Source organism: Sphingobium yanoikuyae (assembly GCF_013001025.1).
Lineage (GTDB): Bacteria > Pseudomonadota > Alphaproteobacteria > Sphingomonadales > Sphingomonadaceae > Sphingobium > Sphingobium yanoikuyae_A.
Genome location: NZ_CP053021.1, coordinates 4,304,712 through 4,327,377, shown reverse-complemented (window position 1 = coordinate 4,327,377; position 22,666 = coordinate 4,304,712). Strand labels below are relative to the sequence as shown.

Sequence of the window (22,666 nt, the reverse complement as noted above, 5' to 3'; positions counted from 1 at the left end):
CCCTGAATCTGATATGGGGCCGCCATGCGAACAAGCTATGATGTGATCGTGGTCGGTGGCGGCCATGCCGGCTGCGAGGCGGCCGCTGCGGCAGCGCGCAAGGGCGCGGCGGTGGCGCTGCTGACCTTCGAGCGGGCGACCGTGGGTGCCATGTCCTGCAACCCGGCGATCGGCGGTCTGGGCAAGGGCCATCTGGTCCGTGAAGTGGATGCGCTTGACGGGTTGATCGGCCGGGCGGCTGATGCCGGGGCGATCCATTATCGCATGCTCAACAGCAGCAAGGGCGCCGCCGTGCAGGGACCGCGCGTGCAGGCCGACCGCAAGCGCTATAAGGCGTCGATCCATCAGATGCTCGACGCCCAGGCGGGGCTGGAGATCGTCGAGGGCGAGGCGATCGGCCTGATCGTCCGCGAGGGCGCGGTGGCGGGTCTGGCGCTGGCCGATGGCCGGACGCTGGCGGCGCCCTCGGTCGTGCTGGCGACCGGCACCTTCCTGGGCGGCAAACTGTTCCGGGGTGAGGATGTGGATGTCGGCGGCCGCACTGGCGAGCGGGCGGCAACGGCGCTGGGTGTGCAGCTGCGCGAGATCGGCCTGCCGATCGGCCGGCTGAAGACCGGGACGCCGCCGCGCATTGACGGCCGCACCATCGACTGGGCGGTGCTGGAGGAGCAGGCGTCGGACGGCGAGGGCTGGACCATGTCGCCGCTGTCCGATCATCGGCCGCTGCCGCAACTGGCCTGTGCCATTACCCGCACCAATGAACGGACCCATGCGATCATCCGCGAAGGGCTGGGGCGATCGCCTCTGTTCAGTGGCGTGATCGAGGGGCGGGGGCCGCGCTATTGCCCGTCGATCGAGGACAAGGTGATCCGCTTCGGCGATCGCGACGGCCATCAGATCTTCCTGGAGCCCGAAGGGCTGGACGATGCGCTGGTCTATCCCAATGGCATCAGCACCTCGCTGCCGGCCGATGTGCAGCTGGCGATGATCCGGTCGATGCGCGGGCTGGAGCAGGCCGAGATCGTCGTGCCCGGCTATGCGGTCGAATATGACCATATCGATCCGCGCGCGCTGGATGCCAGTCTGGAGGTGCGGGCACTGCCCGGCCTGTTCTGCGCGGGGCAGATCAATGGCACGACCGGCTATGAGGAGGCCGCTGCCCAAGGGCTGGTCGCCGGCACCAACGCCGCCGCGCGGGCGCGGGATGAAGCGCCGATGATCCTCGATCGGGCGAGCAGCTATATCGGCGTGATGATCGACGATCTGGTGTTGCAGGGCGTGACCGAACCCTATCGCATGCTGACCGCGCGCGCCGAATATCGGCTGCGGCTGCGCGCCGACAATGCCGAGACGCGGCTGGGGGATATCGGCCTGGCCCATGGCATCATTGGTCCGGATCGGGCGGCGCGCTTCGCCGCACGGGCCAGTGCGCGCGCCGCGATCGAAGCGGAACTGGCGCGACCCTATACCGCGACCGAGATGGCGCGGGCAGGGGCGAGTGTGCGGCAGGATGGCGCACGGCGCAGCCTGTTCGAATGGGCGCGCTTCCCGGAAGTACAAGCGGAGCTGCTGGTGACGCTGGCGCCGAGCCTGGCAGAGGCGCCGGCGGACCTGCGGGCCGAGATTTTAGAAGACGCCCATTATGCGCCCTATCTCGAACGACAGGATGCGGAGATCGCCGCCCTGCGTCGGGACGAGCGCGTGGCCATTCCGGCGGACTTCGACTTTGCCAGCGTCGGCGGCCTGTCGACCGAGATGATTGAGCGGCTGGACGGGGCCCGTCCCGACACGCTGGCCGCTGCGGGACGTATCCGCGGCATTACTCCGGCGGCGCTCGCCGCCATCCTTGTCCATGTGCGGCGGAAGGCAGCATGACCGAAGACGAAGCGCGGGCCTGGCTCGATGCGCATTTTGATGTTCCACGTGAAACATGGGATCGGCTGGAGCGCTATGTGTCGCTTTTGCTGTCCGCGATGGAGGAGCAGAATCTGATCGCCGAATCGACCCGGCCCCATGTCTGGGCGCGGCATATCGTCGACTCGGCCCAGCTGCTCCTGCATGCCAAGGATGCGGGGGAGGGGCCTTGGATAGACCTAGGCTCCGGTGCCGGCCTGCCCGGCATCGTCGTCGCCAGCATGACCGAGCGGCCGCTGATCATGGTCGAATCGCGCCGCAAGCGGATCGATTTCCTCAATGATGTGATCGCGGAGCTGGGGCTGAGCAACGCCTCCGTCTTTGGCGGGCGGGTCGAGGTTGCGCCGCCGACCAAGTCGGCCGTCATCAGCGCCCGCGCCTATGCGCCGCTGCCCAAATTGCTCCAGTCGGCCCAGCATCTGTCCGATGAAAAGACGATTTGGGTGCTGCCCAAGGGACGAAATGCGCAGAATGAACTGGAGACCGCGCGTCCGGCATGGCAAGGTGCGTTTCATGTGGAACGCAGCGTGACCGACGCCGACAGCGCCATCATCGTCGCGCGATCCGTCAAACCTGTCAAAAAGAAGGGTCGAGGATGATTTGTATCGCCATCGCCAATCAGAAGGGCGGAGTCGGCAAGACCACCACGGCTATCAATCTGGCGACCGGTCTGGCCGCAACGGGGCTGCGCGTGCTGCTGGTCGATCTCGATCCGCAGGGCAATGCCTCGACCGGGCTGGGCGTCAATCATGCGGATCGCGAACGGTCGAGCTATGACCTGCTGGTCGGCAATTGCGAACTGGACGAGGCGGTCGTCACCACCCGCGTGCCCAAGCTGGACCTGATCCCGGCGACCCAGGATCTGTCCGGCGCCGAGATTGAGCTGATCGATTATGAGCAGCGCACCCACCGGCTGGAACGGGTGCTGGCTGAGGCCCCGGCTGGCCGCTGGGACATCTGCCTGATCGACTGTCCGCCCTCGCTCGGCCTATTGACGGTCAATGCGATGGTGGCTGCGCAGTCGCTGCTGGTGCCGTTGCAGTGCGAATTCTTTGCGCTGGAGGGGCTGTCGCAGCTGTTGCAGACGGTCGAGCGCATCCGCAGCCGGTTCAACACCGGCCTGTCGATCCTGGGCGTGGCGCTGACCATGTATGATCGCCGCAACCGGCTGACCGATCAGGTCGCCGACGATGTGCGCGCCGTGTTGGGCGACCTTGTCTTCACCACCGTCATTCCGCGCAATGTGCGCCTGTCCGAGGCGCCGAGCCATGGCGTGCCGGCGCTCATCTATGATTTCCGCTGTTCGGGGTCGGAAGCCTATATGCGTCTGGCGCGCGAACTGATCGCGCGTCTTCCCCGACAGGAGGTAGCGGCTTGAGCGACGAAATTGGGGAAAAGCAGAAGCCGGTAAAGCGGCCGCACGGTCTGGGCCGCGGCCTGTCGGCGCTGCTGGGCGATGTCAGCCGGGAAGAGCCGGTGGCGGCGAGCGCCAACAGCGCCGCGCCGTCGAGCAAGGCGGTGCAGAATATCGAGGTCGCGCTGATCCAGCCGCACCCCGAACAGCCGCGCCGGCATTTCGACCAGGACGCGTTGCAGGAGCTGGCCGACAGCATCGCCAAGCGCGGCGTGATCCAGCCGATCATCGTCCGCCCCCATGGCGGCGGCTTCCAGATCGTCGCGGGCGAACGCCGCTGGCGTGCCGCGCAGAAGGCGCAGCTCCATCGCATCCCGGCGATCGTGCGCGACTTCGACGAGCAGGAAACGCTGGAAATCGCGCTGGTCGAGAATATCCAGCGCGAGGATCTCAACCCGATCGAAGAGGCCGAGGCCTATCGCAAGCTAATCGGCGAATTCCATCATAGCCAGGAAGCGCTGGGCCGCATCGTCGGCAAGTCGCGCAGCCATATCGCCAATCTGATGCGCCTGCTCGACCTGCCCGATCCGGTGCAGCAGGCGGTGTCGCACGGGCGGATCAGCATGGGTCATGCCCGCGCGCTGATCGGCGTGCCGGGCTGCGAATCGATGGCGTTGATGGTCGAGCAGAAGGGGCTTTCGGTCCGCGAGACCGAGCAGCTGGTGCGCAAGACCAAGAAAGGCGAGGATGCCGAGCCCAAGTCGCGCGGCGCAACTCCCGGTGGCAAGGATGCCGATATCGCCGCGCTGGAGCAGCATCTGGCCGATATTCTCGGCCTGAAAGTCGAAATCGCCGACAGCGGTGAGGGACCGGGCACATTGTCGCTGCGCTATTCGACCCTCGACCAGCTCGACATGCTGTGCCAGCGCCTGTCGGGCGAGCGGATCTAAAAACGCCGCGTCGGTTCGGTTCCGGATGAGGGGGACGTGCAAAGCGCTTCCCCCTCACAGAATCAGGCACTAGGCTGGTGCCATGGCCGATATCCAATCCACCCAAGCCGCCGCTCCCGCCATCATCCGCCGCGCCGATTATCGCGTGCCCGACTGGCTGGTCCCCGACATCGCCCTCGACTTCGACCTGGATGCCGCGCGGACGCGGGTCTGGTCGGACATGTCGGTGGCGCGCAATGGCGACCATGACCGGCCGCTGCGGCTCGATGGCGACGGGCTGGTGCCGCTGGCGGTGAAGGTCGACGGCCGCAGCCTCAACGAAACGGAATGGACGCTGGAGGCCGGCGCGCTGGTCGTCCCGCTCGGCGGTGCGACGCACAAGGTGGAGGTGCTGGTCGAGCTGGCGCCGGAGAGCAACAGCAAGCTGATGGGCCTTTATGCCAGCGGCGGCCTGCTCTGCACCCAGTGCGAGGCGGAGGGATTCCGTCGTATCACCTTCTTCCCCGACAGGCCGGATATCCTGTCGCGCTACAGCGTGAAGCTGACCGCCGACAAGGCGCGCTACCCGATCCTGCTCGCCAATGGTGATCCGGTCGAGCAGGGCGACCTGGAGGGCGGCCGCCACTGGGCGCTGTGGAATGATCCTTTCCCCAAGCCCTGCTATCTTTTCGCGCTGGTGGCTGGCGACCTCGCCTGCAACGCCGACCGTTTCGTAACGATGAGCGGGCGCGAAGTGGCGCTGGGCATCTGGGTGCGCGAGGCCGACCTGCCGCGCACCGACCATGCGATGCAGGCGCTCAAGAACAGCATGGCCTGGGACGAGCGCGTCTATGGCCGCGAATATGATCTGGACGTGTTCAACATCGTCGCCGTGGCCGACTTCAATTTCGGCGCGATGGAGAATAAAGGCCTCAACATCTTCAATTCGCGCTATATTCTCGCTGATCCCGAGACCGCGACCGACATCGACTATGATGGTGTCGAGGGCGTGGTGGCGCATGAATATTTCCACAACTGGTCGGGCAATCGCGTCACCTGTCGCGACTGGTTCCAGCTCTCGCTGAAGGAGGGCTTCACCGTCTTTCGCGACCAGAATTTTTCGGCCGACATGGGCAGCCATGCGGTCAAGCGGATCGAGGATGTGCGGATCCTGCGCGCGGCCCAGTTCCAGGAGGATTCGGGGCCCTTGGCGCATCCGGTGCGGCCCGAATCCTACATGGAAATCAGCAACTTCTATACCGCGACCATCTATAATAAGGGCGCCGAGCTGATCCGCATGATGGCGCTGATGCTGGGGGCGGAGCGGTTCCGTGCCGGCACCGACCTCTATTTCGACCGGCATGATGGCGAGGCGGCGACCTGCGAGGATTTCGTCCGCGCGATGGAGGAGGGCGGCGAGATCGACCTTGGCCAGTTCCGCCGCTGGTATGAGCAGGCCGGCACGCCCCATGTCCGCGCGCTGCTGAGCCATGATCCGGTCAGCCGCACCGCCGAGCTGCTGCTGGAACAGAGCGTGCCGCCGACGCCGGGCCAGCCCGACAAGCGGCCGATGGCGATCCCGCTGCGCGTCGCGCTCTATGATCCGGCGACCGGTAGCCATCATGGCGACCAGTTGCTGATGCTGACGGAGGCGCAGCGGCGTTTCACGTTCGACAATTTCGCCAGCCTGCCGATCCTGTCGATCAACCGCGGCTTTTCCGCGCCGGTGATCGTCGAGACCAACCGCAGCCAGGCCGATCTCGCCTTCCTGTCGGCGCATGATGATGATCCCTTCGCCCGTTATGAGGCGATGCAGCAGCTGATGGTCAATGTGCTGGTCGGCCAGGTGGCGGGCCAGAGCGTCGATGTGAGCGCGGTGGTCGACGCGGTGCGCAACACCATCACCGATCCGCTGCTCGACCCCGCCTTCGTCGCGGAAGCGGTGCGCCTGCCGAGCGAAGCCTATTTGGGCGACCAGATGAAGCAGGTGGACCCGGATGCCATCCACGCCGCCCGCGATGCGCTCCAGACGCGCCTGGGCGCCGATCTGGAACCGCTGTGGCGCGATATTCATGCCAGGACCAAGGCGAACGGCTTCGCGGTCTCTCCGGCCGCCAAGGGCGCGCGCAAGCTGCGCAATGTCGCGCTGCTCTATCTGGTCGCGTCGGGCACGGAGGACGGGCCGGCGATCGCCTATGGCCAATTCAGCGAGGCCGACAACATGACCGAACGCCAGTCGGCGCTGGCGACGCTGGCAAGCGGCACCAGCCCGGAACGGGAGGCGGCGCTCGACATCTTCTACAATCGCTACAGCGACGATGCGCTGACCCTGGACAAATGGTTCCAGACCCAGGCCTTCGCCTTCCATCCCGATACGGTGGAACTGGTTGCGCAGCTGGGCCAGCACAAGGCGTTCACGCTCAATAATCCGAACCGGGTGCGCTCGCTTTATGGTGCCTTTGCCGGCAACCAATGGGCGTTCCACCACAAGTCGGGCAAGGGTTATCGGCTGGTCGCCGACTGCATCATCGCGCTCGACAAGCTCAATCCGCAGACCGCCGCCCGGCTGGTGCCGCCGCTCGGCCGCTGGAAGCGCTTCGATGAAGGCCGCGCCGCACAGATGCGGGCGGAACTGCAGCGCATCCTGAACGAGCCCGGCCTGTCCAAGGACGTGACCGAGCAGGCGAGCAAGAGCCTGGAGGGATAAGGGAAAGGCGGCGGCCGGGGCGTCCAAACCCCGGCCGGGCCATCAGTCCTTCTGCGCCGCGACCCAGGCGGCCACGTCGGTCGCCACCTTGTTGGCGGCGCTGTTAAGCGGCGCGCCGACGCTGCTGGCGTCGATCTTGCCGCCGACCGGCGCGCTGGCGGTGAAGCGCTGGCGGGCGATCGCGACGCCAGCCGGGGTCATCAGCGCTGCGTCGAAGGTGACGACCGCATTGTTGCTGGCCTGATCGATGGTGAAGCTGATCAGCTCGCCGCTCAGGCGCTGGCCGCCGTCACCGGAAAACTGGCCGGGATCAAGCACGATCCGGTCGGTGGTGGCCGATACGGTTTCGGCCAGCAGCCGCCGGAACAGATGGCGGGGCGTTTCCGCCCACTGCACCTTGGTGACATAGGCGACCGAGGTCGGCGTCACCTGCACCGGCACGCGCACCGTGTCGATGACGCGCGCGGCTTCGGGATCGACGATGATCAGGCTGCGGCCGCCGCCGGCATTGCTCTGCGCGCCGGTCGGCACCTTGTGCGCGGCGTCGAGCGTCAGCAACTGCTGCGGCGGCTTGCTGCCGATCGAGACGCAGCCGGACAGGGCGATTGCAGCGGCCAGCGCCAGCGATGCGCCACCCAGTTTCTTGTGGACCATCATCCGGCTCCCTTTCATGGCTTATAGTCGGGCAGCTGGGGCGATCCGACGATCGAGCCCGCGCCCTGCTGGTCGAGTTTTTCGGCGACGCCACGGAAGGCGCGCGACATTTCACGCAGGTCGCGAACCAGGCGATTCACTTCCGGCATGGTCTGGTTGCTGAAGGCATGCACGCCGGGCTGGGCCTCGGCGATGGTCTTGTCGAGCGTGTCGATGCTGCGGCTGGCGGAAGCGACGCTCTTGCGCAGGTCGGCCATCAACGGGCGCCCTTCGTCATTGATCAGGCCATTGGTGGTCGCGGCCAGCTCGCCGATCTGCTGCGCGGCAACGCCGGTGCGCTGCACCGCGATGCGCGCTTCGGCGAGGGTGGCGGCGATTTCCGGGCTGCGATCGGCCAGTGAACCGGTCACCCGGTCGAGATTGGCGAGTATGCCGGCGATCGACTGCTGATTCTTGTCGTTGAGCAGCTCGGTGAGCTTCTCGGTCAGGGTCGACAGCCGCTCCAGCAGCTGCGGCGCATTGTTGAGCAGTTCGCCCAGCGCACCCGGCTTGGTCGGGATCACCGGCACGCCGTCGGGGCAGGCCGAAGTGATATTCTCGGCCGGGCAGAGGATCGGCGGCGCGCCCTTGACCGCGCCGTCCAGCACGATCTCGCTGACGCCGGTGAAGCCCACGCCAGCGATGGTCGCGGTCGTGCCCTGCAGCACGGGGGTGCCGTCCTTCACCGAAATGCGGACCTTCACGAAGCTGGGATCACGCTTCCACAGTTCGATCTTCTCGACCTGGCCGGAAGGGACGCCGGAATAATTGACGCCCGATCCCTTGGCGAGGCCGTTTACCGACTGCTTGAAGAAGATGTCATATTCCTTGTTGTCGCCCTGCGACAGGCGCGAGAACCAGAAGGCCGCCGCCATGATGGCGGCCAGCAGCAGCAGCGTGACCGCGCCGACCAGCACATGATTGGACCGGGTTTCCATATCCTATTGCCTTCCGTCCGCTTGTTTTTCGGCAGCGGCCTTGCCGCGTTCGCGCGTAACCGCCGCGGTTGCGGCGCGGCCACGCGGACCGTTGAAATATTCCTGGATCCAGGGGTGATCGAGCGCCAGCAATTCGTCGATCGTCCCGACCGCGATCACCTTCTTGTCGGCCAGCACCGCGACACGGTCGCAGATCGAATAGAGGGTGTCGAGATCATGGGTGATGAGGAAGACGGTGAGGCCCAGCGTCTCCTGCAACTTGCGCGTCTGGTCGTCGAATGCCGCCGCGCCGATCGGGTCGAGGCCAGCGGTCGGCTCGTCGAGGAACAGCAGGTCCGGGTCGAGCGCCAGGGCACGGGCCAGGCCGGCGCGCTTCTTCATGCCGCCCGACAGTTCGGCCGGATATTTGGGGCCGGCTTCGGCCGGGAGACCCGTCATGCGGATCTTGTAGGCGGCGATCTCGTCGCGCAGCACCGGGCCGATATTGGGATAATATTCGCGGATCGGCACTTCGACATTCTCGGCCACGGTCAGCGTCGAGAAGAGCGCGCCGCCCTGAAACAGCACGCCCCAGCGCTTGCGGATCGCCAATGCCTCGTCATCGTCCAGGCGGCCGACCATATCCTCGCCAAAGACATGGACTTCGCCCTCGTCGGGCACCTGAAGGCCGATGATCGACCGCATCAGCACCGACTTGCCGGTGCCCGATCCGCCGACCACGCCCAATATCTCGCCCTTGCGCACGTCGAGGTCGAGATTTTCGTGGACGGTCTGGTCGCCGAAGCTGTTTTTCAGGCCGCGCACCGAAATGGCGATGTCGTCGGACGCGACCGCGCGTTCGATCCGCTCTTCCTTGGCCTGGCGTTCATCGGTGGTCATCAGTTCCAGCCCACCCAGGTGAAGAAGACGGCGAAGAAGGCGTCGAGCACGATCACCAGGAAGATCGCCTGGACCACGGCCGCCGTGGTGCGCAGGCCGACTTCCTCGGCATTGGCCTTGACCTGCATGCCCTGGAAACAGCCGCTTATGCCGATGATGAGGCCGAACACCGGCGCCTTGATCAGGCCCACCCACAGATCGTGGATCGGCACCACTTCGCGCAGCCGCTGGACGAAGGTGATCGGCGGAATGTCGAGCGACACGGCGCACAGGAAGCCGCCGCCGATGATCGCGATGATCGAGGAATAGAAGCCGAGCAGCGGCATCATCACCACCACCGCCAGGGTGCGGGGCAGCACCAGCGCCTCCATCGGCGACACGCCGATGGTGCGCATCGCGTCGACCTCCTCGGTCAGCTTCATCGTGCCGAGCTGGGCCGCGAAGGCCGAGCCGGAGCGACCCGCCACCATGATCGCGGTCATCAGCACACCCAGTTCGCGGAAGGTGAGGCGACCGACCAGGTTGATGGTCAGCATCTCCATGCCGAACTGGCGCAACTGGACCGCGCCCTGCTGGGCGATGACGATGCCGATCAGGAAGCTCATCAGGCCGATGATGCCCAGCGCCGAGACGCCGACCACCTCGAACCGCTGGACCACGGCATTGATACGGAAGCGGCTGGGATGACGGATCAGGCCCCAGACCGTGACCAGCACGCCGCCGAAGAAGCCGAGCAGGCCGACCAGCGTATTGACGGAATTGATCACCGCCTCGCCAATCTGGCCCAATACCCGGTTGAAGGGGGAGACATAGGTCGGGCGGATATCGACCGGCTCGTCGATCTTGCCGACCGCGCCGATCAGTCGCTTGCAGTCTGTGCTGCCGCCGGACACTTCGGTTTCCAGCCGCTTGGCGGTGCGATGGATGGTCCAGGCGCCGATCGTGTCCATATGGTCGATATTGGCGACGTCGATGCAGGCGATGGGGCCGGAAATGGCGTCCAACCGGTTCGGCATGTCGTGCAAACAGGCGATCGACCAGGTACCGGACAGGCGTATGACCTTGCCGCCGTCGTCGCGGCTTTCCTCAACGAGATCAGCGGCTTTGTTCATGTGGAGGGATTAGTGGTCCATTATCGGTTGCGCGGCAAGCCGAAACGGCCCATCCGCCAGACAGAACGACGGGCAAGGGCAAAAGTTTCGGACACGGCATGACATACAGGCTGGCGATTTACGACATGGACCGCACGGTGACCTTTTCGGGCACCTATACCGGCTTTCTCATCCATGTGGCCGCCCATATGGCGCCCTGGCGATTGATCTTCCTGCCGCTCATTCCGTTCGTCATGCTGGCCTATGTGGTGAAACTGATCAGCCGCCAGACGCTGAAGGAAACCAACCAGTGGCTGATGATCGGCGGCCGCGCCGACCGGGCGAAGTTGCAGCCGCATATCGAAAGCTATGCCGACAAGGTGATGGCGAAGAATGTCCGCGCCGGCGCGCTGGAGCAGATCGCCAAGGATCGCGCGGCCGGTTATCGGCTGGTGCTCGCCACCGCCTCCTACCGCCTCTATGTCGAGGCGATCGCGCGGCGGCTGGGCTTCGATACGGTGATCGCGACCGACCATGTCGGGCAGGATCTGCCCTATGTCCGCGCCAAGATTGCGGGCGAGAATTGCTACGACACCGGCAAGCTGCGGATGATCAAGGCGTGGATGGCGGCCGAAGCGATCGACCGCAGCCAGGCGCATATCCGCGCCTATTCCGACCATGTGTCGGACGCGCCGATGCTGGAATTCGCCGACGAGGCGTTCGCCTCCAACCCGCACCCGCCGCTCGCCAGGCTGGCGGCCGAGCGCGGCTGGACGCGGGTGGACTGGAACTAGGTTCACCGCATCGCGGCGCGGGCAAGGCTATCACAATCGGCGTCGCCCACGGTCGGCTGCTTCTCGCCGCCGATCGCATCGCCGATCATCCTGATTATGCCCTTGGCCGATCGGGCGTCCCTGGGCAGCTGAATATCGGGCGTCTTGATCGTGCCGCCGACCGGCACGCTGCCCTTCAGCTGCAACAGGCTGTCCTGCTTGGGCACGCCGCTCAGTGCGAGGGCCAGCCTCTCGTCCGACAGGCGTATCGTGCCCGTGGCATGGGTCTGGGCGCGGGAGGTGTCGATCAGCACCGGACCCGGCCGGGCGATACCGTCGCGCACATCCAGCCGGGTGATGATGCAGCGCAGGACGGCCTCCTTCCGCTTCGACAGGGTCAGGCCCCGGCCGACATCCTGCCCCATCAGCGCGGCGGTGCGGTCCGGGATGCGGCCGTCGCGGGCGACCAGCGCGATCGTGCCGGTCGACGTGCCCAGTGCCTGACGGATGGTTCTGCCGCGTCCCTTGATCGCGACCCGTCCGACCAGAGCGCCGTCGATCCGGGCGTCGGGGAAGAAATCGAGCAGCCGTGCGTTACGCATCGCCATGGCGATGTCGAGCAGGGGGCCGCCGTCGCGCTGGTCGACGCCGATCCGGCCGGACAGCGTGCCGCGTGTCAGGCCCAGCGTCAGTGGTTCGACCGACAGCCGGCTGCGTTCCAGGCTGATCGTGCCAGTGAGCGACCGGAACGGGCTGGGGCCGGGCCACAGCAATTGCCGGACCTTGAGGTCCAGCTTGCCATCGGTGTGGTCGACGGTGGCGAGGTCGATCGCCGTATCGGGGATCAGGCGCGGTCCGAGCTGCGCGCGCTTGGCCGCCGCCTTCGCCTTGCCGGCATTGCTCGCCAGATCGTCGAAATCGAAGCGGTCGGCGCTCAGCGCGCCGTCGATCCGGGTACGGCCGTCACGCTTGCGGATGGTGGCATGGCCGGCAATGTCGGACCGGCCGATCGTGCCTTTCAGCCCCTCGACGATCCAGTCCGGCCGGTCGCGTGTCACCCGCGCGGTCAGCCTTACCGGCTGGGTGCCGGGCAGGCCGGCCTCGATGATCGCGTCGAGCAGGGCGAGGTCGGTGCCATGGGCGGTCGCTTCGCCGCGCAGATGGCCAATGTCGAGCGGGCCATCCATCGTGCCTTTCAGGGTGAAGCCGACGGCGTCGCCGCTGATCGCCGCGTCGAACGGCCAGCGCTGGCCCGGCTGGCTGTCGATGATCGGACCGCCGGTCGCGGTGACGGTCACGGGATGGCCGCGCACATCGCCGCTGCCCGACAGGCGCAGGCCGCGCGGATCCACGGTCAGTGTGGCATCGACCGATCGCCCGCGCTTGTCGTCGCGATAGGCGATGCGGCTGTCGGTGATGATCAGGCTGTGCAGCGCCGGGCGGCCGCCGCGCCGATCGCTGCCCTTGCTGCGCTCACCGCTCCAATTTTCGCGGCCCTGCGCGTCGCGATAGAAATGGAGCCGGGCACGCCGCGCTTCCAGCCGCTCCAGCACCGGCCCGCCGGTCAGCAGGCCCCAGACCGAAAAGCCGGCGCGTATCTCGCCGATCTGCGCCAGGTCGGGCAAAGCGGGCCTGACCCAGCCGGGTTGCGGCACGCGCAGGTCGCGCAGGGTGACAAGGGGATGGAAGGACAGGCTGTCTTCCCGCGCCATAGCGCCGATCGTCACCGGCTTGCCGATACGGTCGGACAGGCGGCGCTCGATCGGCCCCTTCATCCAGCCCCAGGGAAAGGCGGCAAGCGCCAGCAGCAGGATCGCACAGAACAGGATCAGGCCAATCAGCCCACGCGCCACCCATCGTTTTGCCCCGCTGGCCATCCCTGTCGCTCTCCCGTCCGGCCCGGTCGGCCGTGTCGGCGCTCAACGCGTGGCGTTGCGGCTTGGTTCAGAGCACGCGATTGGGCAGCGGTTCTTCCGCCACGAAGGCGCGGATATTGGCGAGCAGCATCTGCGCCATCTGCGCCACCGCCGCGTCGGTCGCGCCGCCGGTGTGGGGGGTGAGGATGCAGTTTGGCACATCGGCCCAGCGCGCCGGATCGGTTGGTTCCTGCGCATAGACGTCGAGCGCGGCGCCGCCCAGCCGGCCGGCGCGCAGGGCATCGATCAGCGCGTCCTCGTCCACCAGCTGCCCGCGTGCGACATTGACCAGCAGGCCATTGGGGCCAAGCGCATCAATGATCGCGGCGGAGATCATGCCGCGATTGTCGTCGGTCGCCCGCGCGGCGACGACCAATATGTCGCTCTCGGCCGCCAGTGCCGCCAGGCTCTCGCTGCGCGGCCAGGCAAGGCTGGGCTTGTCGCGCGGCCCCCACCAGCGGGTCGTCATGCGCAGGACATCGGCGCGCGCCGCGATGGCGATGCCGATGCTGCCCATGCCGACGATGCCCAGCCGGGCGCCGGCGATCGACCGGGTGATGGTCTTGCCGCCGGGCAGCCATTCGCCCGCGCGCAAGGCCCGGTCGCCGCTGACGATCTGGCGCCGATGGGCGAGGATGAGGCCGATCGCATGGTCGGCGACATCCTCCGCATTGGCGTCGCCGGCATGGCTGACGGCGATGTCGTTCGCCCGCGCCCAGTCGAGATCGACCCCGTCATAGCCGACGGTGAAGCAGGCAATCAGCCGCAGCCGCCCCATCGCCGCCAGCATGGCGGGATCGAGCCGGAACTCGCCGGCCGTCACCAATATCTCCGCCTCGGCAAGGCGGGCGCGCCCGGCCTCCTCCCATAGCCCCATGACGTCATATTGCATCGCCAGGATCGGCAGCAGCGGCGCCAGATGGGGCTGGGCGATCAGGATGACCGGGCGCAGGCGCTCCATTATCCTATCGCCTTCAACGCCTGGGCGAAGTCGGCGATCAGATCGTCGGCATCCTCGCAGCCGATCGAGATGCGCACCATATTGTCGCCGATCGCCAGCGCCTTCTTGCGCTCGGCCGGCACCGACAAATGGGTCATTGCGGCGGGATGGCTGGCCAGCGTCTCGGTGCCGCCGAGACTCACCGCCAGCTTGGCGATCTTGAGCGCGTCAAGGAAGGCGAAGGCCTCCGCCTCGCCACCTTTCAGATAGAGCGAGAAGGTGGAGCCGGCGCCGGTGCAATGGCGGCGATAGATGTCGGCCTGCCGCTCGGTCTCCGGAAAGCCGAGATAGACGACCTTCTCCACCTGCGGCTGGTCCTTCAGCCAGGTGCAGACCTTCTGCGCATTCTCGCCCGCGCGGCTCATCCGCAATTCCAGCGTCTCCAGCGACCGCAGCAGCATCCAGGCGCTGTGCGGGTCGAGGATCGTGCCGATCGTGTTGCGCATCAGGCGGATGCTGTTGATCAGCGCATTGGAGCCGAGCACGCCGCCCGCGACCAGATCGCTATGCCCGCCGGCATATTTGGTCAGGCTGTAGATGACGAGGTCGGCGCCATGGTTGATCGGCCGATGCCACAGCGGCCCCAGGAAGGTATTGTCGATCGCGATCGGCGGAACATGATCCTCGCCCGCAAACAGCGCATCGCGGCGCGCGACCACCGCCTCCAGATCGACCAGCACATTGGTCGGGTTGGCCGGGCTTTCCAGATAGAGCATGGCGACCCGGCCCAGCCCCTTGGCCTTCTCGATCACCGCGCCAATCTCCGCCTCGGTCGCGCCGGCGGGGAAATCGAGCCACTGCACCCCGAAGCGGCCGAGGATGCGGCCGATCAGCGATTCGGTCGCGGCATAGAGCGGGGCGCTATGGACGATCACGTCGCCCGGCTGCACCAAGGCGAGCAGGGTGGTGGCGATCGCCGACATGCCGCTGGAAAAGAGCAGGGCGTCCTCCGCCTCCTCCCACACCGACAGCCGATCCTCGGCGATCTCCTGGTTGGGTCCGTTGAAGCGCGAATAGACAAGGCCCTCGGCGCCGCCGGGGCGGATGCCGGTCACCCCCTCGAAATGGCGCTTGCCCGCGGTCGCGCTCTCGAAGGCGAAGGTGGAGGTGAGGAAGATCGGCGGTTTCAGCGATCCTTCCGACAGGGTCGGGTCATAGCCATGGCCCATCATCAGGGTCGCGGGCTTCAGCTTGCGGCCGTCAATCTCCAGGATCGGCGCTTTGGGGCGGCGGCGATTATGGGGCGGCTCGACGCCGGTCAGGTCGGCTTCGGTGACGGGGGGCGGGGTTTCGCCGGTCATGTCATTCTCCTGCATCTGGCGGCCTCTGCTGTGCCGCTCATGGATGGAGGGACTGTAACGCAGGAGCAGGGCAGGGGGCCAGCGGAGAGTGATATAATCTTTCTTGTCGGGGTATGATTGTTTCGAACGAGATCGACGGAATCTCGGTCCACCAAGGCACCGGCGCACGGGGCCGCATGTCCCCGTGCGCCGGCATCGTCCCTTATTGCTTGGCGTATTTCGCCTTCAGCGACAGATCATGGTCATGGTGGGATTCGCCATTGAGGTCGATCCGGACCATTTCGATCGCGCCGGTGAAGGTGCCGCCGGTCGGGCCATAATCTTCCACCACCGGCTCGCCATTGTCGTGGCCGATGTCCATGAAGTCGTCAAAGGAGAAGATGGCCGGCACGGTTTTTTCAATGTGCCCCGTGCCGATCGCCTTGCCGTTCGCGGTGAAGGTCACCGTGCCGCCCTTGCCGGCGCCGCCGCCATCATAGGCGAAGTCGAGCAGCAGGTCGTGGCTACCCTTGCCCAGCGGTTCGTCCGCGCGCACGATGAAGGTTTCCAGCCCCACCCAGTTATGGGCATAGGCGAGCACGCCGTCCTTCATGTAGAAGCTCCAGCCGCCAAACTTGCCGCCCTGGGCAATGATCGCGCCATTGGCCGGCTCCGCGCCCAGTTCCACCTTCGCGGTGACGGTGAAATTGGTGTTCTTGACGTTCGGGACCGTATTCTCGTTCATGCGGGTCATCCCCGGCAGGAAGGTCATGGAGGTGCGGCCGTTGAGCAGGTCCGGCCGGCCGGCGACGCGGGCGTCGAAGCGTTCGCGCTGGCGTGGATCGAGCGGCAGGACATTATATTTCGCCGCCTCGATCAGGAAGCGGTCCTGCAGCTTGCGCAGCATGTCGGGATTCTGGTCGGCGATATTATGCGCCTGGGTCCAGTCGTCCGGGCCATAGAGTTCCCATGTGTCATCCTCGATCTCGCCCACCGTCTCGCGCTTGTCGGGCCAGGGCAGGCGGTGCATCGTCATGGCGGTCCAGCCGTCATGATAGATGCCGCGGTTGCAGCCAATCTCGAAATATTGGGTCGTGTGTCGATCCTCAGCCTTCGGTTCGTCGAACAGATAAGCCATGCTGACGCCTTCCAGCGGCTTTTGCTGGATGCCGTTGACGAAATCGGGTTCGGGCACCCCGGCCAGTTCCAGGATGGTCGGCGCGACGTCGATCAGATGGTGGAACTGGTGGCGCAATTCGCCCTTGGCCTTGATCTTCTCGGGCCAGCGCATCGTCATGCCGACGCGGGTGCCGCCCCAGTGGGATGCGACGATCTTGCTCCACTGATAGGGGGCGTTCATCGCATGGGCCCAGCCCGAGGGCATATGGTTGAAGGAATTGGGCCCGCCAATCTCGTCGAGCCGCGGCAGGATGTCCGCCGTCGTCATGCCGATGCTGTTCTGGTACGCCAGTTCGTTGAAGGTGCCGTAAGGCCCCGCCTCCGCGGACGCGCCATTGTCGCCCAGGATATAGATGACCAGCGTGTCTTCTAGCACGCCGCGTGCCTCCAGCGTGTCGAGCAGGCGGCCGACATGATGGTCGGTATGGGTGGCGAAGGCGGCATAGGTTTCGGCCAGGCGGCAGGATACCTTGCGGTCATCGTCGGTCAGTTCGTCCCATTCGGGCAGCCATTCGGTCGGCGCGGTCAGTTCCGCATCCTTGGGGATGACGCCCAGTTCCTTCTGCTTTGCGAAGGTGATCTCCCGCTGCTTGTTATAGCCATGGTCGAACTTGCCCTTATACTTGTCGACCCATTCCTTGGGCACATGGTGCGGCGCATGGGTGGCGCCGAAGGAGAGATAGGCGAACCAGGGCTTGTCGGGGGTGAAGGTCTGTAGCGAGCCGGTCCAGTTGAGCACCTGATCGACCAGATCCTCGGTCAGGTGATAGCCTTCCTCGATGGTCTTGGGCGGCTCGATCGGGGTCACGCCATCGACCAGTGGCGGGGCATATTGATTGGTGTCGCCGCCCAGGAAGCCATAGAATTTCTCGAACCCGTCGCCGATCGGCCAATGGTCGAACGGGCCGGACGGGCTGGTTTCCCAGGTCGGCGTCTGGTGCATCTTGCCAAAGGCGCCGGTGCTGTAGCCATTATATTTGAGAATCTGGGCGACGGTCGCGCAGGTATCCGGGCGCAGGCCGGTATTGCCCGGCATGGCGGTCGCCACTTCGGTGACGCCGCCCATGTTCACCGTATGATGATTGCGCCCGCACAGCAGCGCCTGGCGCGAGGGTGAACAGAGGGCGGTGGTGTGGAAGCGGGTGAAGCGGATGCCCTCCTTCCCGACTCGTTCGGCCGTCGGCATGAGGCAGGGGCCGCCAAAGGCGCTGCTGGCGCCGAAGCCCATGTCGTCGATCAGCACGATCAGCACATTGGGCGCGCCGGCCGGCGGGCGCAGGAACTCCTTGGCCGGCGGGCTCTGCGCCTCCTTGGCGTTCATCGGCGTGTCGTGCGGCGGCACGCGCTCCGGGATCGGCAGGACATAGCGATTGAGTTCGGGCGGGCTCTTGCGGGTCGACATGCTGCTATCCTCGTTCGCGATGGACGTGACGGAACGAAGCCTAGTCGGGGCGGGCATATTGGCTATTGGGGTTTCCCCCGATGCCCGATTCCCGATGTCCGGTGCGCGGGGTGAACGCATGCACCACTTCCCCCCATCCGCCACAGCCCCTACATCTCCCCCAATGCCGCCGGTTCTTCCCTCCATCCTCACCGACTGGTTCGCATCGCGCGGCTGGCGGGTGCGGCGGCATCAGAGTGACATGCTCGCGGCGGCGCAGCGGGGGGAGCATGCGCTGCTGGTCGCGCCGACCGGGGCGGGCAAGACGCTGGCGGGCTTCCTGCCGACGCTTGCCGACCTGATCGCGAACCCCGCCGACGGGCTGCACACCCTCTATGTCTCGCCCTTGAAGGCGCTGGCGGTCGATGTGCGGCGCAACCTGCTGACGCCGATCGAGGAGATGGGGCTACCGATCCGGGTGGAGACCCGCACCGGCGATACCCCGTCGGATCGCAAGGCGCGGCAGCGGGTGCGGCCGCCGCACATCCTGCTGACCACGCCCGAATCCCTGTCGCTGCTGCTGAGCTATCCCGACGCGGTGCTGCTGTTCGAGCATCTGCGCACCGTCATCGTCGATGAGGTCCATGCCTTTGCCACGCAGAAGCGCGGTGATCTGCTCAACCTGTCGATGGCGCGGTTGCAGGCGATCAACCCGGACCTGCGCCGGGTGGCGCTGTCGGCGACCGTGGCCGATGTCGATGCCTATCGCGCCTGGCTGGCGCCCGATGGCGATATCGATGCGGTGACGCCGGTGCTGGGGGAGGCGGGGGCCGAGCCCGACGTCACCATCCTGATCCCCGAGGGGCGGGTGCCCTGGTCGGGCCATTCGGGCAAATATGCCGCGAGCCAGGTGATGGCGGAGATCGCCGCGCGGCAGACCACGCTCGTCTTCTGCAACACGCGCGGCCTGGCTGAACTCATCTTCCAGGAATTATGGTCGGTCAATGACGCGAACCTGCCGATCGCCATCCATCATGGCAGCCTGTCGATCGAGGCGCGGCGCAAGGTCGAGACGGCGATGGCGGCGGGCAAGCTGCGCGCGCTTGTGGCAACCGCGTCGCTGGACCTCGGCGTCGACTGGGGCAATGTCGACTGCGTGATCCAGATGGGCGCGCCCAAGGGCAGCTCGCGCCTGCTCCAGCGCATCGGCCGCGCCAATCACCGGCTCGACATGGCGTCGGAGGCGATATTGATCCCCGGTAATCGCTTCGAATATCTGGAGGCGCGGGCGGCACTGGACGCGGTCGAGGCGGGCGAGCGGGACGCCGATGATTTCCGCCCCGGCGCGCTCGACGTGCTGGCCCAGCATGTGATGGCGATCGCCTGTGCCGGGCCGTTCCGCGAGGAGGAATTGCTGGCCGAGGTCCGATCCGCCACCCCCTATAGCGCGCTGACCGACGAGGGCTTTGCCCATGTCCTGCATTTCATCGAGGGCGGCGGCTATGCGCTGCGCGCCTATGACCGGTTCAAGCGGCTGGTGCGAGAGGGTGACGGCACATGGCGGGTGTCGCACCCGAAATTCATCCAGCAGCACCGGATGAATGCCGGCATCATCGTCGATCAGCCCGCGCTCGCAGTGCGCTTCGCCAATGGGCGCAAGCTCGGCACGGTGGAGGAGGGGTTCGCCGTCACCCTGCGGCCGGGCGACAGCTTCTTCTTCTCCGGCATGGCGCTGGAGGTGGTGCGGATGGACACCAGCGACCTGATCGTCCGCGCCACGAGCAAGAGCGCGCGCATCCCCAGCTGGGGCGGCACCCGCATGGCGATGTCGACCCGGCTGGCCGACCGGGTGCGCCATTTCCTGGCCGAACCCGACGCCTGGCACCGCTTCCCCGACGATGTGCGCGAATGGCTGGAGGTGCAGCGCGCCCGTTCGGCCCTGCCGCAACCGGGGCAGCTGCTGGTCGAAACCTTCCCGCATGAAGGGCGCCATTATATGGTCTGCTATAGTTTCGAGGGCTGGAACGCGCACCAGTCGCTCGGCATGTTGCTGACGCGGCGGATGGACGCGCAGGGGCTGATGCCGCTGGGCTTCGTGTCGAACGATTATGCGCTGGCGGTCTATGGGCTAAAGCCCGTGACCGATCCGCAGAGCCTGTTTTCCGCCGATATCCTCGACCATGAATTTGTCGACTGGGTCGAGCAGTCGAGCCTATTGAAGCGCGCCTTTCGCGATGTCGCCGTGATCTCCGGCCTGATCGAGCGGCAGCATCCCGGCAAGCGCAAGACCGGGCGGCAGGTGACCTTCTCCACCGACCTCATCTATGATGTGCTGCGCAAATATCAGCCCGACCATCTGCTGCTGAAGGCCGCCTGGGCCGATGCGCGGGCACGGATGACCGATGTCGGGCGGCTGGGCGACCTGATCGACCGGGCGGCGTCGACCATGCTGCATGTGCCGCTCGACCGGGTCAGCCCGCTCGCCGTGCCGCTCTTGATCCTGATCGGCCGCGAACAGGTGGCGCAGCGCGATGCCGAGGATGCGCTGCTGATCGAGGCGGAGGCGCTGGTGGCGGAGGCCATGCGCGCGGATTGAGGGGGGGCATTCGCCGCCCCCCTATACTGCCGTCATCCCAGCGAAGGCTGGGATCCCGCTTCTTTCTTCCACTGATGCCAAGAAAGAGAGATGCCAGCCTGCGCTGGCATGACGGAATGTGGGAGGTTTTGGGCCTACCCCGGCAGTCCGTTCAGCTTGGCAAAGGGATCGTCGCTCGCGTCCTCCTGCCAGCGATATTCGGTCCGGTTGGCGACCCAGCGGGCCATGTCCTTGCCATAGAGTTTGGCGATCAGGCCCAACGCCATGTCCGTCCCCGCCGAAATGCCGGAGGAGGAGATATATTTGCCATCCTCCACCCAGCGGGCATGGGGGATCCAGGCGACCTTGGCCCCCTGCGCCGTCGCCCAGGCCCAGGCCATCTTGTTGCTGGTCGCCTTCACCCCGTCGATCAGCCCGGTCTTCGCCAGCAGGCCCGATCCGGTGCAGATGGTCGCGACCTGCGGCGTATCCTGTGCCAGTGTGCGGACTGCGGCGAGGAAGTCGGGATTATTGACTTCCCGCCGGGTGCCAAGGCCGCCGGGGATCATCACGATGTCGAGCTTGGGCGCATCGGCAAAGCCATGATCGGCGATCGTCTGCGGCCCGGCGCCGCTGCGCACCGGCCCGGCCTTGTCGGCGATCATGACAATCTCGACCCGGTCTTTCAGCATGCCGAACATTTCCAGCGGGCCGAACACGTCGAGCAGCTCGAACCCGTCGAACAGGACCATGCCGAGCTTCTTCTTGGGGCCGCTCGGCGGCACGGGCGGCTGCACGGAAAGTTGCGCGGAGACAGTCGTGCCGGTCGCGGCGAGCGCGATTCCGGCGGTCAGGAGAAAGTTGCGCCGCGCAACATCGGCTTTGGACTGGTCGCTCATCGTCACATGCTCCCTGTTTGCCGGGTTAGACGAGCGATGGCGGCGATCCCGCCTATTCGCCGCCGGCCTTGATGCCGCCGCAGCCCTTCAGCACGCCTTCGCCGAAGGAAAGCTGGACCCGGTCGGACCAGATGGCGTCGCTCATCCCGTCGCTGCACGGTCCTTCGGTCACCGTCATGGCAAAGCCATCGCCCATGAAGCGGATGGCGCGGGGATCATCGGTGCGGGTGACGCGATAGCGCAGCGGACGATGATCGGGTCGCTGCAAGGTCGCGACCGATCCGGTGACGATCACCGCCCAGAAAGGCTCGGTGCCGATCGCGCGATACTCCTCCTGCGGTGGCGGGGGAGGCGGTGTTTCACGGGAAACAGCGGCGGGTGCCGGTTGCGCAGCCGGGGCAGGGGCCGGTTCGGGCGTGGCGCTCTCATTGGCAACGATCGCCTGGTTGAGCGCCGGGGCGGCGTTGGCGATCGCATTGTCGGCGCGATTGTCGACCCTGTTCGGCGGCACCGGATCGCCCGAGCAGGCGGCGAGGGCCAGCAGCCCTGTCACCATCGCCGTCACTTTCACGCGCCGGCCCGCCGGAAACAATGGGCGGCATGATCGTCGACCATGCCGATCGCCTGCATCCAGGCATAGACGATGGTCGGGCCGACGAACTTGAAGCCGCGCTTCTTCAGATCCTTGGAGATCACCTCCGACAGCGGCGTCTGGGTCGGGAAGCTCTTGCCGTCGCCGATGATCGGCCCGTCGGGCGCGAAGGACCAGACATAGGCGGCGAAATCCTCGCCGGCGTCGCGCATCGCGCGATAGATTTGCGCGCCCTTGATCGTCGCCTCGATCTTGGCGCGGGCGCGGACGATGCCGGGATCGGCCATCAGCCGTTCGACATCGTCGGGACCGAAGGCGGCGACCTTGTCCGGATCGAAGCCGGCAAAGGCGGCGCGAAACCCCTCGCGCTTGCGCAAGATGGTGATCCAGCTGAGCCCGGCCTGGAACCCCTCCAGCATCAGCATTTCCCACAGCATGCGCGAATCATGCTGGGGCACGCCCCATTCCGCGTCGTGATAATCCCGGTAGAGCGGGTCCGGCCCTACCCAGCTGCAGCGTGGCAGATCGGTCATGGGTTTTGGGTGCGCCTGACGGCGCACAGCGCC

18 protein-coding genes are annotated in these 22,666 nt (G+C 66.4%); 7 read left to right on the top strand and 11 right to left on the bottom strand.

The features are described 5' to 3' along the window. Positions 1 to 24: 24 nt before the first annotated feature. From mnmG to pepN, 5 genes are all read left to right on the top strand, one after another. On the top strand, positions 25 to 1,875 hold the full coding sequence (gene mnmG, locus HH800_RS20860) for a tRNA uridine-5-carboxymethylaminomethyl(34) synthesis enzyme MnmG (RefSeq protein ID WP_169862200.1): 1,851 nt from the start codon (positions 25 to 27) through the stop codon (positions 1,873 to 1,875). Beyond that, a complete protein-coding gene (gene rsmG, locus HH800_RS20855) occupies positions 1,872 to 2,513 on the top strand; it encodes a 16S rRNA (guanine(527)-N(7))-methyltransferase RsmG (RefSeq protein ID WP_169862199.1) in 642 nt (213 codons plus the stop codon). Before mnmG ends, rsmG begins: the two co-directional genes overlap by 4 nt. After that, entirely contained in the window at positions 2,510 to 3,292 is a 783-nt protein-coding gene (locus HH800_RS20850) for a ParA family protein (protein ID WP_004209162.1), read from the top strand. The genes rsmG and HH800_RS20850 overlap by 4 nt, the downstream gene beginning before the upstream one ends. Next, complete coding sequence (locus HH800_RS20845; protein ID WP_004209161.1) at positions 3,289 to 4,218, top strand: ParB/RepB/Spo0J family partition protein; 930 nt, start codon at positions 3,289 to 3,291, stop codon at positions 4,216 to 4,218. The genes HH800_RS20850 and HH800_RS20845 overlap by 4 nt, the downstream gene beginning before the upstream one ends. 82 nt (positions 4,219 to 4,300) lie before the next feature. Beyond that, complete coding sequence (gene pepN, locus HH800_RS20840; RefSeq protein WP_169862198.1) at positions 4,301 to 6,904, top strand: aminopeptidase N; 2,604 nt, start codon at positions 4,301 to 4,303, stop codon at positions 6,902 to 6,904. Positions 6,905 to 6,946: 42 nt separating this feature from the next. On the opposite strand, the gene HH800_RS20835 is transcribed toward pepN, so the two are convergent. From HH800_RS20835 to HH800_RS20820, 4 genes are read right to left on the bottom strand one after another with little or no spacing between them, the layout of a single operon-like run. Further along, a complete protein-coding gene (locus HH800_RS20835; RefSeq protein ID WP_169862197.1) occupies positions 6,947 to 7,561 on the bottom strand; it encodes an ABC-type transport auxiliary lipoprotein family protein in 615 nt (204 codons plus the stop codon). An 11-nt stretch (positions 7,562 to 7,572) separates the two neighbouring features. Then, positions 7,573 to 8,535: an MlaD family protein gene (locus tag HH800_RS20830; RefSeq protein WP_004209158.1), complete on the bottom strand. Its 963-nt coding sequence runs from the start codon at positions 8,533 to 8,535 to the stop codon at positions 7,573 to 7,575. Positions 8,536 to 8,538: 3 nt separating this feature from the next. Beyond that, a complete protein-coding gene (locus HH800_RS20825; RefSeq protein WP_004209157.1) occupies positions 8,539 to 9,414 on the bottom strand; it encodes an ABC transporter ATP-binding protein in 876 nt (291 codons plus the stop codon). Further along, positions 9,414 to 10,526, bottom strand: a complete 1,113-nt coding sequence (locus HH800_RS20820; RefSeq protein ID WP_169862196.1) for an MlaE family ABC transporter permease — start codon at positions 10,524 to 10,526, stop codon at positions 9,414 to 9,416. The genes HH800_RS20825 and HH800_RS20820 overlap by 1 nt, the downstream gene beginning before the upstream one ends. A 98-nt stretch (positions 10,527 to 10,624) precedes the next feature. On the opposite strand from HH800_RS20820, the gene HH800_RS20815 reads away from it, so the two are divergent. After that, positions 10,625 to 11,299 carry an HAD family hydrolase gene (locus HH800_RS20815; protein ID WP_097384916.1) on the top strand — a complete coding sequence of 225 codons (675 nt, stop codon included), beginning with the start codon at positions 10,625 to 10,627 and terminating at the stop codon, positions 11,297 to 11,299. A 2-nt stretch (positions 11,300 to 11,301) separates the two neighbouring features. On the opposite strand, the gene HH800_RS20810 is transcribed toward HH800_RS20815, so the two are convergent. The 4 genes from HH800_RS20810 to HH800_RS20795 form a co-directional block, all read right to left on the bottom strand. Next, positions 11,302 to 13,155, bottom strand: a complete 1,854-nt coding sequence (locus tag HH800_RS20810) for an AsmA family protein (RefSeq protein WP_169862195.1) — start codon at positions 13,153 to 13,155, stop codon at positions 11,302 to 11,304. Positions 13,156 to 13,222: 67 nt separating this feature from the next. Continuing rightward, positions 13,223 to 14,155: a 2-hydroxyacid dehydrogenase gene (locus tag HH800_RS20805; protein WP_169862194.1), complete on the bottom strand. Its 933-nt coding sequence runs from the start codon at positions 14,153 to 14,155 to the stop codon at positions 13,223 to 13,225. Beyond that, positions 14,155 to 15,495, bottom strand: coding sequence for a cystathionine gamma-synthase family protein (locus HH800_RS20800; RefSeq protein WP_169862193.1), 1,341 nt, complete (start codon positions 15,493 to 15,495; stop codon positions 14,155 to 14,157). Before HH800_RS20800 ends, HH800_RS20805 begins: the two co-directional genes overlap by 1 nt. Before the next feature lie 202 nt (positions 15,496 to 15,697). Next, complete coding sequence (locus HH800_RS20795) at positions 15,698 to 18,055, bottom strand: arylsulfatase (RefSeq protein ID WP_169862192.1); 2,358 nt, start codon at positions 18,053 to 18,055, stop codon at positions 15,698 to 15,700. 163 nt (positions 18,056 to 18,218) lie between these two features. On the opposite strand from HH800_RS20795, the gene HH800_RS20790 reads away from it, so the two are divergent. Then, positions 18,219 to 20,630: a ligase-associated DNA damage response DEXH box helicase gene (locus HH800_RS20790; RefSeq protein ID WP_169862191.1), complete on the top strand. Its 2,412-nt coding sequence runs from the start codon at positions 18,219 to 18,221 to the stop codon at positions 20,628 to 20,630. A 134-nt stretch (positions 20,631 to 20,764) separates the two neighbouring features. Here the strand turns inward: HH800_RS20790 and HH800_RS20785 are convergent, their stop codons facing one another. Genes HH800_RS20785 through HH800_RS20775 form a run of 3 tightly spaced genes read right to left on the bottom strand, consistent with a single transcriptional unit; the run spans position 20,765 to position 22,633 of the window. Then, entirely contained in the window at positions 20,765 to 21,508 is a 744-nt protein-coding gene (locus HH800_RS20785; RefSeq protein ID WP_159367646.1) for a DJ-1/PfpI family protein, read from the bottom strand. Between the two features lie 52 nt (positions 21,509 to 21,560). Then, the gene (locus HH800_RS20780) at positions 21,561 to 22,064 is read right to left on the bottom strand and encodes a COG3650 family protein (RefSeq protein ID WP_235681930.1); all 504 of its coding nucleotides are present in this window, start codon (positions 22,062 to 22,064) and stop codon (positions 21,561 to 21,563) included. 11 nt (positions 22,065 to 22,075) lie between these two features. Continuing rightward, complete coding sequence (locus tag HH800_RS20775) at positions 22,076 to 22,633, bottom strand: DNA-3-methyladenine glycosylase I (protein ID WP_169862189.1); 558 nt, start codon at positions 22,631 to 22,633, stop codon at positions 22,076 to 22,078. Positions 22,634 to 22,666: the final 33 nt, after the last annotated feature.

What these genes read in the sequence shown, in the direction of transcription:
- HH800_RS20790 (WP_169862191.1), top strand. Translation starts at nt 18,219, where the DNA reads ATGCCGCCGGTTCTTCCCTCCATCCTCACCGACTGGTTCGCATCGCGC.
- HH800_RS20850 (WP_004209162.1), top strand. Translation starts at nt 2,510, where the DNA reads ATGATTTGTATCGCCATCGCCAATCAGAAGGGCGGAGTCGGCAAGACC.
- HH800_RS20805 (WP_169862194.1), bottom strand. Translation starts at nt 14,155, where the DNA reads ATGGAGCGCCTGCGCCCGGTCATCCTGATCGCCCAGCCCCATCTGGCG.
- HH800_RS20810 (WP_169862195.1), bottom strand. Translation starts at nt 13,155, where the DNA reads ATGGCCAGCGGGGCAAAACGATGGGTGGCGCGTGGGCTGATTGGCCTG.
- HH800_RS20815 (WP_097384916.1), top strand. Translation starts at nt 10,625, where the DNA reads ATGACATACAGGCTGGCGATTTACGACATGGACCGCACGGTGACCTTT.
- HH800_RS20780 (WP_235681930.1), bottom strand. Translation starts at nt 22,064, where the DNA reads ATGGTGACAGGGCTGCTGGCCCTCGCCGCCTGCTCGGGCGATCCGGTG.
- mnmG (WP_169862200.1), top strand. Translation starts at nt 25, where the DNA reads ATGCGAACAAGCTATGATGTGATCGTGGTCGGTGGCGGCCATGCCGGC.
- rsmG (WP_169862199.1), top strand. Translation starts at nt 1,872, where the DNA reads ATGACCGAAGACGAAGCGCGGGCCTGGCTCGATGCGCATTTTGATGTT.
- pepN (WP_169862198.1), top strand. Translation starts at nt 4,301, where the DNA reads ATGGCCGATATCCAATCCACCCAAGCCGCCGCTCCCGCCATCATCCGC.
- HH800_RS20775 (WP_169862189.1), bottom strand. Translation starts at nt 22,633, where the DNA reads ATGACCGATCTGCCACGCTGCAGCTGGGTAGGGCCGGACCCGCTCTAC.
- HH800_RS20825 (WP_004209157.1), bottom strand. Translation starts at nt 9,414, where the DNA reads ATGACCACCGATGAACGCCAGGCCAAGGAAGAGCGGATCGAACGCGCG.
- HH800_RS20820 (WP_169862196.1), bottom strand. Translation starts at nt 10,526, where the DNA reads ATGAACAAAGCCGCTGATCTCGTTGAGGAAAGCCGCGACGACGGCGGC.
- HH800_RS20785 (WP_159367646.1), bottom strand. Translation starts at nt 21,508, where the DNA reads ATGAGCGACCAGTCCAAAGCCGATGTTGCGCGGCGCAACTTTCTCCTG.
- HH800_RS20800 (WP_169862193.1), bottom strand. Translation starts at nt 15,495, where the DNA reads ATGACCGGCGAAACCCCGCCCCCCGTCACCGAAGCCGACCTGACCGGC.
- HH800_RS20830 (WP_004209158.1), bottom strand. Translation starts at nt 8,535, where the DNA reads ATGGAAACCCGGTCCAATCATGTGCTGGTCGGCGCGGTCACGCTGCTG.
- HH800_RS20795 (WP_169862192.1), bottom strand. Translation starts at nt 18,055, where the DNA reads ATGTCGACCCGCAAGAGCCCGCCCGAACTCAATCGCTATGTCCTGCCG.
- HH800_RS20835 (WP_169862197.1), bottom strand. Translation starts at nt 7,561, where the DNA reads ATGATGGTCCACAAGAAACTGGGTGGCGCATCGCTGGCGCTGGCCGCT.